General features: G+C 43.4%; 10 protein-coding genes. 7 read left to right on the top strand and 3 right to left on the bottom strand.

The annotated features are described in order from the left end of the window. Positions 1 to 36: 36 nt before the first annotated feature. Positions 37 to 2,397 (bottom strand): EAL domain-containing protein, encoded by a 2,361-nt coding sequence (locus NH462_RS01645; protein WP_253103423.1) that lies wholly within the window; start codon positions 2,395 to 2,397, stop codon positions 37 to 39. 184 nt (positions 2,398 to 2,581) lie between these two features. Between NH462_RS01645 and pyrC the strand changes: the two genes are divergently transcribed. The 3 genes from pyrC (at position 2,582) to NH462_RS01630 (ending at position 5,946) form a co-directional block, all read left to right on the top strand. Then, positions 2,582 to 3,619, top strand: coding sequence for a dihydroorotase (pyrC, locus tag NH462_RS01640; RefSeq protein WP_253103421.1), 1,038 nt, complete (start codon positions 2,582 to 2,584; stop codon positions 3,617 to 3,619). A 167-nt stretch (positions 3,620 to 3,786) separates the two neighbouring features. Further along, positions 3,787 to 4,092 (top strand): H-NS histone family protein, encoded by a 306-nt coding sequence (locus tag NH462_RS01635; RefSeq protein WP_010370885.1) that lies wholly within the window; start codon positions 3,787 to 3,789, stop codon positions 4,090 to 4,092. 111 nt (positions 4,093 to 4,203) lie between these two features. Further along, entirely contained in the window at positions 4,204 to 5,946 is a 1,743-nt protein-coding gene (locus NH462_RS01630; protein ID WP_253103419.1) for a DEAD/DEAH box helicase family protein, read from the top strand. 15 nt (positions 5,947 to 5,961) lie between these two features. On the opposite strand, the gene NH462_RS01625 is transcribed toward NH462_RS01630, so the two are convergent. Further along, positions 5,962 to 6,294: a ribonuclease E inhibitor RraB gene (locus tag NH462_RS01625; protein ID WP_039496902.1), complete on the bottom strand. Its 333-nt coding sequence runs from the start codon at positions 6,292 to 6,294 to the stop codon at positions 5,962 to 5,964. A 239-nt stretch (positions 6,295 to 6,533) separates the two neighbouring features. On the opposite strand from NH462_RS01625, the gene NH462_RS01620 reads away from it, so the two are divergent. From NH462_RS01620 to NH462_RS01605, 4 genes are read left to right on the top strand one after another with little or no spacing between them, the layout of a single operon-like run. Continuing rightward, complete coding sequence (locus NH462_RS01620; protein WP_010370894.1) at positions 6,534 to 8,270, top strand: outer membrane protein assembly factor; 1,737 nt, start codon at positions 6,534 to 6,536, stop codon at positions 8,268 to 8,270. Beyond that, complete coding sequence (locus NH462_RS01615; protein WP_253103418.1) at positions 8,270 to 11,929, top strand: translocation/assembly module TamB domain-containing protein; 3,660 nt, start codon at positions 8,270 to 8,272, stop codon at positions 11,927 to 11,929. The genes NH462_RS01620 and NH462_RS01615 overlap by 1 nt, the downstream gene beginning before the upstream one ends. Further along, the gene (locus NH462_RS01610; protein ID WP_010370899.1) at positions 11,926 to 12,747 is read left to right on the top strand and encodes a transporter substrate-binding domain-containing protein; all 822 of its coding nucleotides are present in this window, start codon (positions 11,926 to 11,928) and stop codon (positions 12,745 to 12,747) included. The genes NH462_RS01615 and NH462_RS01610 overlap by 4 nt, the downstream gene beginning before the upstream one ends. Positions 12,748 to 12,749: 2 nt before the next feature. Next, positions 12,750 to 13,616 carry a peptidylprolyl isomerase gene (locus tag NH462_RS01605; RefSeq protein ID WP_253103415.1) on the top strand — a complete coding sequence of 289 codons (867 nt, stop codon included), beginning with the start codon at positions 12,750 to 12,752 and terminating at the stop codon, positions 13,614 to 13,616. Between the two features lie 260 nt (positions 13,617 to 13,876). Here NH462_RS01605 and queF read toward each other — a convergent pair whose 3' ends face one another. Continuing rightward, on the bottom strand, positions 13,877 to 14,722 hold the full coding sequence (gene queF / locus NH462_RS01600; RefSeq protein WP_253103413.1) for an NADPH-dependent 7-cyano-7-deazaguanine reductase QueF: 846 nt from the start codon (positions 14,720 to 14,722) through the stop codon (positions 13,877 to 13,879). Between the last annotated feature and the right edge of the window lie 73 nt (positions 14,723 to 14,795).

The following is a 14,795-nucleotide window of genomic DNA, read 5'->3' as shown; positions in this document are numbered from 1 at the left end:
ATTGTTTACAAACAATGAGGTATGTGGCGAGTGTGTCTAGTTTCTACTCAGTAAAAATGCCATCGCTTGATCTGCGGCTAATGGTTTAGAAACAATATAGCCTTGACCAAATTGACAGCCTTTTTGCTTTAATAGCTGCCACTGGGTTTCGAGCTCGATACCTTCAGCGACAACGGTTAGGTTAAGTGATTGTGCAAGTTTCAAAATCGCATCAACTAGCGGGTTTTCTCTTTCAGTTAGTTGGTCAATAAAGCTCTTATCAATTTTAAGCACATGAATGGGGAGCTGGTGCAAATAACCTAAAGCAGAGTAACCAGTGCCAAAGTCGTCAAGGTAAAGCTTCACTCCAAGGGATTCTAATCCTTGAATAATTTTGGTTGCGAGGGCGAGGTTTGCTATCAATCCAGATTCTGTGATTTCCAAACATAAAGAGCCTGGTGTAAGCTCATAATGATGATAAAGTTGCTGAATTGTATCAACGAACTCTAAGCTTGCGAAATGTCGCGATGAAACATTTACCGTAACACGAGTCTTCGGCAGCTTTTGTGCTTTCCAGCGTTTGAGTTGTTTGGCTGCCAACTCCAACAAATGTAAGTCAAGTTCAATGATCTGTCCGGTTTGTTCTGCAATTGGAATAAAAGCATCCGGAGAAACGAGACCATTTTTGGGGTGAAACCAACGGACGAGGGCTTCAAAGCTTACAATAGCGCCAGTCGTTAGAGAAAATATCGGCTGATAATACAGCGCAAATTCATTGTTTTTTATGCCATGTTGCAGATCATTTTCAATATCGGCTTGCTGTTTTAAGCGCTTGCGCATGGCATTATTAAAATAGCAGACTTGACCCCGACCCGAAGATTTTGCTTCGTACATGGCGGCATCTGCTTGCTGCAGTAAATTAATTGCGCTATCGGACTCGTTATCAGTGAACGCAACGCCAATACTGCCTGAAGCTTGCAGAACATGGCCATCTATATGAAGGGGCTTGGTTATAGCAGTGGTGATCCTATCAAGTAGCAGGGTGACCTGTTGCCTGTCTTGGACATTTTCCATAAAAATCGCAAACTCATCACCCCCGAGCCGCGCAAAGGTGTCGGTTTTGCGAATACAGCCATTTATCATCTCGACAATAGCAATCAAGAAATGGTCGCCAACATCGTGTCCAAGTGAGTCATTAATGCTTTTAAATCTGTCCAAATCGAGATAGATCAAGCAGTGCAAATTAGAGGACTCCACTCGCGCTAGCCTCAAAATGGCATGTTTGATCCGTTCTAACAATAAATAGCGATTGGCAAGACCCGTTAAATCGTCGTGTAAAGCTCTATGTTCTAGCGCCTGCCTTGAAAGCTGCCGGTCTATGGCCATGCTGACTTGACGACTTATATAAGTCAAAATAGATAAATCATGATTCACGAAAGCTTGGTCGTTATTGTAGCTTTGCAGCACAATCACGCCCTGATATTGATCATTAACCAAAAATGGTACGCCTAACCAAGAGCGTGGCGAGCGACCCACCATTTTAAAATCACCCCGCGTAATGTGCATTCTAAATTGATCGTTATCACATAGCAGTGGTCGTTGGTCCTTCAGAATATAGTAGGATGCAGTATGCTTAATCTGATCTTTTGATACTCTTTGATGTGCATTACATTTTTCGCCTCCCTCAATCAAATAATCGATTTCTAAAATATCCTGTTGAGTATCATAAAGGCCGATAAAGAAGTTCTCGGCGCAAAGCTGAGAGGCAATGATTTTATATAAGTCATCATAAAAAGCTTCAAGGTTCTCAAAGCGGTAAGTGATGTTCGCAATTTTAAGCAGGGACTTTTCTAAATTCTGTGCTTGGTGTAACTGGGCAATCGTGGTTTGGAGGTTTTCTAAGGTACGTAGCTGATGGATTTTGGCACTGAGCAGATGTGCGACCGTCGATAATATTTGTAAATGCGCGGAGGTAAAATAATCAGCCTCTGGATGCTCACAGTCAATCACACCGATTAAGTGGTCGTCATACTCAAGTGGTACACAAAGCTCTGACATCGCTGGACGTAAATCTGCAATGTACATAGGGTGAGAGGCGACGTTTCCAGAAATAAAGGGCTCTCTAGTCGTTGCGACTTGCCCGGTAATACCTGAACCAATTTTTATCTTAGTTTGTTCAACACGATAATCCCCATTAGCATGGGAAACGCCCATACTGGCGGCAACTTCTAAATACTCTTGATAAGGATCAGCGAGATAGATAACACAATCGACAAACCCCAGTCGATTAACGACCTGTGTCGTAACGTATTCAAATAATTCGTCAAGTTTGGTTAGATGCAGCAGCGACGAAGAAAACTGGTTAATGATGCTAAGCTGCTCAGTTTTTGATTCTAATTTTTGGTTCTCAGACAGCATACATATTTCTCATGAAAAGATGCCACTAAGTTAACTTAAATTGTACATATTTACCAATATTGTGGAAAATGAAAGCGAGTTAAAAATAACTGACAAAGTGAAATAATTTGCGGTTGGCCTGAAAAACTTTACTAACACCCATGTGCAGCCTATGATCGGGCAAATTCAGCAGTGGAAGAGAGCAATGACGAGCAAACAAACGTTAACGATTACACGACCAGATGATTGGCATGTGCACCTACGTGATGGTGATGTCTTGGTTGACACGGTAAGAGATATTAGTCGCTACATGGGCCGCGCGATTATCATGCCAAACCTTGTACCACCAGCAACTTGCACAGAGACTGCTTTGGCTTATCGTGACCGCATTATGGCCGCTAATCCTCAAGGTAACTTTCAGCCTCTAATGGTGTTATATCTTACGGATAACACGACTCCTGAAGAAATCAAAAAAGCGAAAGCAACTGGCCATATTGTTGCTGCTAAATTATATCCAGCCGGTGCAACGACAAACTCAGCATCGGGTGTAACGGATATTGAAAATGTATATCCAGCGCTCGAAGCGATGCAAGAAGTTGGCATGTTGCTACTCGTGCACGGTGAAGTGACGGACTCTTCTATTGATATCTTTGATAGAGAAAAAGTATTCCTTGAGACAAAACTGTCCAAAGTCGTTGATAACTTCCCAACGTTAAAAATTGTACTCGAACATATCACAACAAAAGACGCAGTTGATTTTGTTAATCAAGCGCCTGACAACGTTGCTGCAACTATCACAGCTCATCATTTGCTTTATAACCGCAATCATATGTTGGCTGGTGGTATTCGTCCTCACTATTATTGCTTACCTATCTTAAAGCGTAATACGCATCAACAGGCGTTAATTGAAGCGGCGACAAGCGGAAGTAAAAAGTTCTTCTTGGGCACAGACTCAGCCCCTCATGCGAAAGATAAAAAAGAAGCCGCATGTGGCTGTGCCGGTGCGTACACTGCACATGCCGCAATTGAGCTTTACGCAGAGGCATTTGAAGATGTAAATGCGCTGGATAAGTTAGAAGGTTTTGCGAGTCACTTTGGTCCGGACTTTTATGACTTACCACGCAATACGGATACCATTACGCTGACTAAGTCTCCTTGGCAAGTGCCTGATACATACAAATTAGGTGAAGGAACGGTTGTGCCAATTAAAGCTGGGTCGACAATTGATTGGAAAGTTGAATAAGATTTAAACAAAATGTAATTAAATCTTCTTAATTCTAACTAAAAGGCGCCATTATGGCGCTTTTTTCGTAACAAAATTAAAATTCATAGAATACAATTTGTTTTTTATTAATTTTAATATAGTATTCAATATAAATATTAAAACTAAGCTTAATTGAGAGAGTATCAATGCGTGAGATCAAGTCTTTTATTAAAAATGCAAGCTACGGTGATTTGGAAAAAGCGTTAGAGCTTATTCAAAAAGCACTGGACGAGCAAAAGGAGCAACAGCAGGCTAAAGAAGAAGTATTGGCTATGCTGAAAGAAAAAGGACTTACGCTTGATGATTTAGTAGGCACTACGCCAGCTGACCGTCGTTCTAAAGTAAAAGCAAAATACCGAATTGAAAAAGACGGTGAAGTAATTGAGTGGACTGGCCGTGGTAAAACACCTAAAGTATTCCAAGGTGTTAACCTAGATGATTATCTAATCTAGCAATACTTTATTATGAAGGCTGTTCGGTATTGAACAGCTTTTTAAAATAGCATAAATAAAAGGCGTATCTTATGGATACGCCTTTTTTGACTTAATTATTTATATCCTGAGGTGCTTATTTACGTTTTAAGACCTTACCAACAAGAAGCGGTACAAAATACGCTGAATCACTTTCGCAAATCAAGCGAGTCAGCCGTTATTGTATTACCTACAGGGGCCGGAAAGAGTCTAGTGATTGCGGAGCTTGCACGGCTTGCGAAACACAAAATATTAGTATTGACTCATGTTAAGGAGCTCGTAGAACAAAATGCACAAAAATATAAAAGCTATGGGTTACAAGCGAGTATTTTTTCTGCTGGATTAAAAGAAAAGTCGTTACAGCACCAAGTGACTTTTGCCAGCGTGCAGTCATTGTCTCGAAACTTATCACAACTCAATCAATTTTATTCATTAGTTATCATTGACGAATGTCACCGAGTGAGTGGGGAAGATAATAGTCAGTATCAGCAAATTTTAAACCAGCTGGCTCAGTTTAATCCTGAACTAAAGTTACTGGGCTTAACAGCAACCCCTTATCGTTTGGGGATGGGGTGGATATATCATAAACATTATCACGGTTTTGTTAGAGGAAAAGCTGATTCACCATTTAAGCAGTGTATTTACGAATTACCACTTAGATATATGATAAAAAATTCGTATCTGACGCCGCCTAATAAAATTGATCCTGCCGTTGAGAATTATGATTTTTCTAGTTTAAGTACAGATTCGTTTGGGCGTTATTCAGAATCTGATATGAATACATTATTACAAGCACAAACTCGTGCAACAAAGAGCATTATCACTCATTTACTGGCGCTCAGTGAAAATAGGGCGGGAGTAATGATTTTTGCCGCGACGGTTATGCATGCAAAAGAAATTCTCGGCTATTTACCCACGCAATATAGTGCGCTTATCACGGGTGAAACCAAATCTGCCGAGAGAGATGCACTTATCATCCAGTTCAAAAATAGAGAAATTAAGTATTTAGTGAATGTTTCTGTGCTGACTACTGGGTTTGACGCGCCCCATGTTGATGTAATCGCTATTTTGAGACCCACGGAGTCCGTGAGCCTCTATCAGCAGATTGTAGGCAGAGGACTTAGGTTAGACGAAAACAAAGAAGATTGCTTTGTCATTGATTATGCAGGCAACGACTTTGACTTATTTGCACCTGAAGTGGGAAGTAAAAAGCCAAATTCAGACAATGAGCCCGTACAGGTGCTGTGTCCTGGTTGTGGTTTTGCCAATATTTTCTGGGGCAAGGTAGACGAGCAAAGCAAGCTTATTGAGCATTTTGGTAGGCGCTGTCAGGGATTGCTTGAAGACGATGAAGGTCACTCGCAGCAATGTGATTATCGTTTTAAGTATAAAGAATGTGAGCAATGCGGTGCAGAAAATGATATTGCTGCAAGGCAATGCCATCAGTGCGGCGCAATAATGGCCGACCCAGATGATAAATTGCGTGCCGCACTGAATTTAAAACATGCAATGGTACTACGCTGCAGCGGACTCTGTGGCGAAGTGCTTAGTGGTAATAAGTTAAAAATTACTTACTTTGACGAGGATGGGGTAAGTTGCAGTGAAGTCTATGACTTCTCTAATCAAAAGAGTCTATTTATATTCCACCAGCAATTTGCAAAGCGGCGAAAATCTACGTCGGCACCTGCAAAATGGCAGTCAGCTGAAGAAGTGATAGATACTGATTTGATTGCACCGGATTTCGTGATTGCTAAATTACACAAGAAGTTTGGTTGGCAGGTTTCTGAAAAGCTGTTTGATTATCAAGGAAGCTACAGAAAGGCTGACAAAAGTTAGCCTTTCTGTGGCGGTTTATTCTTCCGAGGCCATTAAGCCCCAGCCATCACCATATCCTTCATAACCATTGGCTATGCTTTCAAGGTATTGCTCCGTTTGACTCAGTAGCTCGTGCATCGGGACCATAGTCACCGTGGTGATCACTTCCCAAACGCCTGTGTCAGGACATTGTTGTAACTGGGTTTTCGGTGCTAATTCGTCTTTCTCAATCGCGCCAATGAAACGCTTAGCATCATCAGCTTGCTCGAAAAGAATATAAAAATCGATATTCTGCATTTGCGTCAGATCAACGCCAGCAGCGGCAATCTCAGCTAGAAGCTCACCGTTATCATCATTTGGGAATTGCATAATTTCACTCTGCAGGTTCAATTGCTGCTATTGTCCGTCATCTGCAAGAAAATAAAAAGGATGAATGTAAATAAATGTGCGATAAAACCCACTGCGTTACAACAAAATACACCCTATGTTCAGCTTAAGCTCAGTAAAATTGCACTTTCTCTGAAAAGTCGTTTTACAGTATCCATTTTCACAAGCACAATGGCGTTATCGATGCCCATAAGTCGCGATATTTAGGTCGTTTTATTTTAATGAAGCCGTATTTCTCTTGTTTAACACTAGCGCTTTTTTTGTGCTGCTTTTTCTCGTTTAACGCAGGTGCTGAGTCTCGTCCTGCATCAGTAAAAATCTCCAACATTGAAGTCAAAGTCGAAAACGGCGATGTAGAAGACAACATCACTGGTTTTTTAAAATCTTACAAAGGTAAGCCAAAAATTCCTCGGGTGATGAAAGAGGTGCGTGCGGACATACGTCGCGCTCTGCACGCTTTAGGCTATTATCATTTTGATATTCAACTCAGTGGAGAAGGGCAAAACGTCATAGCCGAAGTCAAACTTGAAGCACCACTGAAATGGAAAGATATTAATATTGAGCTTGTGGGTGCGGGTAGGGACAATGCGGATTTAGTTTCGCTTATCAAAGATGTACCGATCCAAGTTGGCAAGCAAGTCAATCATAGTGATTATCAGGCAACGAAAAGCCGCTTTGAAAGCGAGCTACTAGAACTTGGATATTTTGATTATCAATGGCAAGAGTCCAAATTGCTTGTTCACAAAGCGAATCGCTATGCTGGCGTGCGACTGCTGCTCAACACTGGTAAACGTTATCAATTTGGTGACCTTGCTATTGAGGGAAACACTAAAGCGGCTAACTATATACGTTCGCTAAGCCCATTTTCGAAAGGACAGCCGTTTGAAGCGAGCCTCTTGTCTGATTTTAATCTGTCTTTAAATGCCACCCCTTATTTTAGTGCGATAAAGGTTTATCCGCTGTTAAAGGACCGGACGAGCGATCAGATCCCAGTTCGAGTGAGTGTTGAAGACAAACCCGCAAATAGCTTTGAAGTGGGTGCTGGCTACAGTGATGATGTGGGTGCAAAAACCCGTTTTAAGTGGACTAAACCCTGGATCACCGAGGATGGCCATTCCTTTGAGTCCAATCTGAGGCTATCGCAAAAGCAACAAGATATCACTGCCAGTTATACCATTCCAGTAGACAATCCTAACGACGATTTGTGGCGTGTGTTAGGCGGCTATAAAGTGCAGGATGAAGTAACGGAAGGGATCAACAGTAGGATTTGGAACGTACAGGTACAGCGACAATGGCTAACGGATGATGAGTGGGTGAGAACGGCGTTTTTGAAACGTGAACATGAAACCACAGAACAGTTAGGCGAAAAACAACGCACGGAAATGTTGATCCCAGGCATTAGCTACTTAAAGAAAGAAAGTAAAGGTGGCGCGCTACCTTACTGGGGGAATGAGCGCCTGATCTCCATTGAAGCCGCAGCAGATTCGGTACTATCGTCTGCAAATATGTTGAAAGTGAGATGGAACAATGAATGGCTAAGAAGCTTTGAAACCAAGCACTTGTTTTTTGGTCGCTTAGACTTAGGGGCGATCGTGACAAAGGATATTGACCAAATTCCGTTTACCCATCGTTTCCTTGCAGGGGGAGATCAAAGTATCCGTGGTTTTGCCTATGAATCTATCGGTCCTCGCGATGACGAAGGGCGCATACTTGGCGGCAGATATTTAGCCACAGGCACAGTGGAATATAACTATCAATTCCACCCAAGTTGGCGAGCCGCTTTGTTTGTTGATGCGGGTACTGCAACGAACGATTTCTCGGACGCTTGGGAAGTTGGAGCCGGGTTTGGTTTTCGTTATTTGACCCCCGTTGGTCCAATCCGACTCGATCATGCTTGGGGGCTGACCAAAGAAAGTAAAAGCACCCGTCTCAGTATTGTTATAGGACCTGAAATCTAATGCAGTTCAGAAGCTTAAGAATCAAAATCATTACTGCCATTATTAGCCTATTTTTACTTTTGGTTTGTTTATGTTTTACCTTGCCGGGGCAACAGTTGCTGGTTTGGGTAGCGAATAAAACGGTTTCAGGGTTAGCAATCGATAGCTTAGACAAGCGCTTATTATCTGGCGCCAATCTTACGTTGCGTTATCACAATGACGATATCGATATTCGCCTTAGAGACACCAAAGTTACTGTTGAGTGGTTGACTTGTGCCAGCGTTTGCATTGCGCTAGACGCAAAAGAGATAGCGATTGTACAAAAGCAGAAAAGTGTCAGCGAAGCGGAAACTACTGAAAGTAGCCAAGTTGAGTTACCACTGCCAATTGCAATAAAACGTGCGCAAGTTCAGCAATTTTCGTTGGAAACGCCGGAGATTACTGTGCGATTGCAAGGCTTAGACACGCAGCTTTCAGGTTCTGGCTCACATTTTAATGTCCCTTTTTTGCTGTTAGACAGTGTAAAGTTGACCACAAAGGCAACCGATCAGCCCGTGCCTGCAAAATCGCCAGCACCACTTAATACATTAGCGCCACTCCAAATACCTAAGATAGACCTGCCGCTAACCGCTGAGCTCGGCGAGTTAAAGATTAACAACCTCGCGATAGATGAGCAGACGCTTGAGAATATCAAGCTTTCTCAAGTTGTAGTGGCTGAAAATGTGGACGTGGAGCAGGTTCAGCTTAACTATCAAGAATGGTTTATATCAGCGGCGGCAGAAGTCTTGCTTAACGACTGGACTGTTGATCTTAGGTCAACCTTGAGTGCGCCACAGGGGTTAGCCAGTTTAACACTGGCGGGTCGCCCTCACGATCTCACGCTTACTTTGAATAGTGAGGGAATGGCGTTTGCAAAACTGCAAGCCCATGCGGATTTAACAGCGACAAACTGGCCTTTTGAGTTACAGGGTCAAATAGATAAGTTAGTCATTCCGTCAGGGTCCACAACTTTAAAAGGTGCAACACTCGGCTTGAGCGGAGATGCCTCAAAATACAATTTATCAGGCTCAATCGCTGTTAATACAGTGCAGTTTGGTGATGTCACCGCGACACTTGAAGGGCAAGGTGGACTACAAGCGTTTACACTTGCTAAAGCAAAGCTTCAGCTTGAAAAAGCGCAAGCGCAAATAGCAGGACAAGTGAACTGGTCGCAAGGCGTGAAGGGCAAAGTGAACGGGGACTTTTCTCAGCTACCAATTGATAAACTGCTAGGACTAGTGCAATACGATGCAGGCCTGACGGAAAACGATATGCTGGCAGGGCAATTCGCGCTCGATTTTGTGAGCCAAGGTGAACAGTGGCAAGTTAATGTTGAGCGCTTTAAGCTCGATGGTAAAGTAGCTGGTGCCCCGCTTAATGCGGACGTTAAGGTCGTTGTGGATGAGAGCCTGTTAGGTGAGTTTAGCCATGCACGCCTGAATTATGGCAAAAATAGCCTGACGGTAAGCGGTGAGCTTGGTCAGCAGTTAGATCTCGATATTGACTTTCAGTTTGAGCAGGCGGCAAATACGCTTATTCCAGCCGACTTAAAGGGCAGTGGTGAAATCTTTGTTCAGGGTGACCACCTCAAGCCGAGGATTCAGACCGATATTAAGTTTGACTCTGTGCGCTACCAAAATATAGCACTACATGGTTTAACTACGAAAGGCACGGTTGATATTGCCAATGAAGTGACTGGGCAAATTAAACTGGCACTAGACCGTTTGATTGTTGACTCTGAAATGGTTGAAGACATTCGTTTAGCTGTGAAAGGCAACCAGCAGCAACATAACGCGACATTGGATATTCGTGATAAGCGAGTGGTCGCAAGCTTTGAAGTCAATGGCAAGATGCAGCAGTCAACTTGGCAGGGAGAATTGTCGTCTGGAGAGGTAACTTCTCAAGGGCAAACGATAGCATTGCAAAGTCCTGCCGCAATCGTGATCAGTGATGTCAGACAGCGCATTGCAAAGCAGTGTTGGCAGATGGATGATACTGATTTGTGTTTTGCAGCCGAGCAAAAGGGCACACAAGGGCAAGCCGATGTTAAATTGGAGAAGTTGGCACTGGCTAAACTACAAACTTGGTTGCCAGCAGAGCTAAAAATAACAGGTGAAACTCAGGCCGTGGCTAAACTTGCGTGGCAAAATGGCCAAGTAACGCGAGCCGATGGCGAGCTGAACATTGTTGATGCCGGCATTACGACTCATGGGCAAACATTTTCAATTTCTGAATTTAAAGCGCTATTAAAAACCAATAACAAGCAAATCCACGCTGATTGGCGCATGACCTCCGATACCTTAGGTAAGTTCAGTGGTGATACGCGTGTGCCGCTAGATAAACACTCTCCCCAATTAGCTGGTAACGTAAAAATAGAGTCAATTGAGCTGGCTAAGTTGTCAGCGCTACTAAACCGAGTAACGGAACAAAGCTTTGAGCTGCAAGGGGAAGTGTTAGGGGGTATAAATATCTCCGGTAGTCTCGCAGCCCCAGAGGTGAACGGTAAACTAACTGCTCAGCGCTTATTTATGTCTTCTGACTCTTTGCCTGTGGAAATCGATAAAGGTCACATCAATCTTGATTTTAATACCACTTCTGCTCAGCTAGAGGCTGAGTTAACTGCAGCAAAAGGCGGCAAGGTGGCACTCACTGGCGAAGCCTATTGGTCGCCCGAGCTCTCTGCTGAAGTCAAAATAAAGGGCGAAAATATTTATGTGCAACCAGACTCACAGATTGAACTAACCGCAAGCCCAGATTTAACACTTGCCTATAAAGATAAGATTGCGCGAGTACTTGGAGAAATTGTGGTGCCGTTTGGCCGAGTAAACATTGAATCTCTGCCTGAGGGAGTCACCTCGCCAAGCGATGATGAAGTCATTGTTGATGCTAAGGTGCAAAAGCAGATGTCGGTGCCAGTTCAACATGAAATAGATTTAAAACTGACCGTTAAAGATAATTTTAGGGTGAAAGCGCTTGGGCTAGATAGCTTTGTTACCGGTGCAATCGAAATTGATAAGCAAGCTGAGTCGCCAATGCTGGCAACGGGAGAGTTGCAATTGCGAGAGGGGAAATACCGTGCATTTGGCCAAGACTTGTTGATCCGCACAGGGCAAATTGGCTTCAATGGTGCATTAGATAAACCATATTTGAACATTCGAGCTATTCGTAATCCAGCGACAACCGCCAATGATGTAATAGCGGGTGTTGAGCTCACTGGCAATATTGCTAAGCCGCGTTTGACTGTGTTTTCAGAGCCAGCAATGGACCAAGCCAAGGCTCTGTCATACCTACTTAACGGGCAGCCTTTAGGGGAGTCAGAAACCTCTAACAATGCGCTACTCACGCAGTTTTTACTCTCACAGGGAATTGACCGCAGTGAAGGATTCTTTAGTAAGGCGGGGGAATCGCTTGGACTTTCGGATGTTAACCTATCAGCAAAAGGCAGTGGTGACGATACACAAGTTGAGGTGTCAGGTTACATCACCCCCAATGTTCAAGTCAGTTATCGGGTTGGGGTATTTGAGTCTATTAATGAAATTGCGCTGCGCTATCGTGTTTTTTCGAAGTTTTATGTTGAAGCCACGAGCGGTTTGTACAACAGTATAGACTTCTTATACAAATTTGATTGGGATGACAAATGAAACTGCTCTGGCTCGCTCTAGGTTTTGTGATATTTCCTCTCAAAGCACAAGAAACAACGGAAATTAGAATCAGCGCTGGTGCCGATCCGTACATTATAGAGTTGCTTACTTTGAGTTTGTCATACCAGATAGAGTCAGCGAGGCTCGTATCAGTGAGAAGTATTCCTTCTCAAGACAGAGCGGTGCGCCTACTTGGAGAAAAAGGGGGGCTGGATGTCAGTTGGTTAGTGACTAACTCACAGCGCGAAAAGGCCGCGAGCGCAATTCGCATTCCCCTAGTGAAAGGGATTTTGGGTTATCGCATTCCTTTAGTGCACAAACATAATCAAGCCTTACTGAGTGGAGTGCGCTACATTGGCGACTTGCGCAGAGTTACTTTTGGTTTACGCAGAGATTGGCCTGACCATCAGATTTTTGAGCGTAATGGCCTCAGTGTGACTTCTTTCTCACAAGAAGACAGTGGCTACGACATGTTGTTGAAAAAACGTTTTGATGTGCTACCAAGCGATTTAGTGAGTATTGAAGCTGCCCTGAGTGACACGGACTTGGTTGCAGATCAGCATGTGGTGTTTTACTACCCTTCGGCGGTATACTTTTTTGTTTCTCACGACAACCCGTTGCTCCATAGCCAAATTGAGAAAGGCCTCAAAAGCGCACTACAAGATGGCCGATTTGAGGCGTTATTCTTAAAACACTTTTCCGCTCGTCTTGAAAAGCTAGATCTTAAAAACAAAACAGTCATAGAATTAGACAATCCAAACCTGCCACCCAGTGCGCCGTTGGAGGTGCCATTTTATTGGTATAAACAAGGAAAATAAGAATGAAAAAAACCTTACTACTTATTGCGCTTGCCATAAGTACATCCCCTGTCTTAGCAAAACCTGATACAAAGTCACCATCGGAAGTCGTTGCTGAGGCCAAAAGCAGCGACTGGCAGCAGTTGGACCCTGAAAATATTCTTAAAATAGAACTACAAACAGGGCCGGTCTATATCGCGCTTAACCCTGAACTTGCGCCCAATCATGTGGCAAATATTAAAGCGTTAGCGCGAGAAGGATTTTACACTAATTTGAGTATGTATCGGTTTGTGGAAAACTTTGTGGCCCAAGGCGGCGATATGTCGGACAAGAAAATGCCACAAAAAGGAAAAAAAGCGATTGCCGCCGAGTTTTTTCATAGCACAGAATCAACCTTGAAGATCACACCGCTAGATGCTGTGGACGGCTACGCGCCACGTACCGGGTTTTTAAATGGTTTTGCCGTAGGACAAAATGAAGCTGGAACCAAAACTTGGATGACGCACTGCGTTGGTTCGTTTGCCATGGCTAGAACTAACGATACTAACAGTGGTGGTACTGAGTTTTACATCACGTTGACGCCGCAGCGATATCTAGACAAAAACACTACCGTGTTTGGACAGTTGTTATCGGGAATGGAGCATGTTCAGCACCTAGATCGCAAACCTGTTGCTGGACAAGCGTTCAATGTTATCAAAGGGGTCACGGTACTTGCTGATGTAAAAGGTGCGCCTTCGTTTAAAAGACTGAAGACAAATACGCCGATTTTTGAGTCGCTAATTGCTGCGCGTAAAAATAGAGCGGGAGATTGGTTTATTGATACACCAAATCACACCGACATATGTTCGGTCCCCGTCCCAGTTGAAATGGAAGACGTGACAGGGGAATAAATAACCTGAGCTGCGGATAATTAATGCCTTTCTAGCAGCTAGTTTTAGCGCTAACTGCGTTGAATTCACTTCCAATAGCCAGCTATTGGTGCGTAAATTCGCCTTGTTTTCCCTAAAACTCTCTGGCTAGACAAGGAAAAAACTAAGTTTTGCTTTAGCAACAATGAGTTGGAACATTCCTTATCCAAACCTCAGGTTAAATAGCAATACTTAGATGTGATAAAAAGCCAAGCCATGTGAGAACATGGCTTTTTTACGTTTTACTGTCGGTTAGTTCTTACCGTATACGGAGTTTGATCTTGTTCACTCGAACGATATGGATTGATATCTAACCCGCCGCGGCGAGTATAGCGCGCATAAACCGATAATTTTTCAGGGTTAAAGGTGCGCCAAAGCTCACAGTAAATGCGTTCCACACATTGCTCATGGAACTCGTTGTGATCACGGAATGAGATCAGGTACTTAAGCAGCGCTTCTCGGTCGATTTGCTTACCACGGTAACTTATCACCACGCTTGCCCAGTCTGGCTGTGAGGTGATCAAGCAATTTGACTTGAGTAAGTGGCTGTGAAGCGTCTCATCAACCACATCCTCAGAGGCAAGTTGTAGTAAGTCACTATTTGGTGTGTAGCTATCAACTTCAATATCCAGCTCGTCGATACACTCACCAGGGAGGCGCGAGAAAGGAATACAATCGAATTCGTCTGCGCCAAATAATGTCACGCTAACTTGGCTATTTGATGCCGTAGAAAGATCCGCAGCTAGCGTTTGGCGCACGGTTTCCATCGTATCAAAGCGACTTTGGTTAAAGCTATTCAAGTAAAGTTTGAACGATTTTGACTCAATGATATGTGAGCTTTGGCAAGGAAACACAAAAGTGGCAACCGCAACTTGAGGTTTACCTTTGTTATTGAGCCAAGACAATTCGTAGCCTGTCCAGGTATCTTCACCTTTAAATGGTAAAGCGGACTCATCAACATTGATTTGGTCACGATTAAGTTTACGTGCAATGGGGTGCAGCAGGCTTGGAGTATAAACACTGGCGTATCCTGTGGTTTTACCAAGCACAGAAGATTGCAGCTCTGGCGAGTTACTGTAGTCTGTCATGTTAATTCAAATCTCGTTACAATGCGGTCATTATAACGAATGTTCACCTCGGGATTAATAGCAATTTGCTTAA

The sequence above is a fragment of the Pseudoalteromonas sp. OANN1 genome, from assembly GCF_024124685.1.
GTDB classification, from domain to species: domain Bacteria; phylum Pseudomonadota; class Gammaproteobacteria; order Enterobacterales; family Alteromonadaceae; genus Pseudoalteromonas; species Pseudoalteromonas piscicida.
The sequence above is the reverse complement of the archived record's forward strand: the minus strand, read 5'-3'. Positions and strand labels throughout refer to the sequence as shown.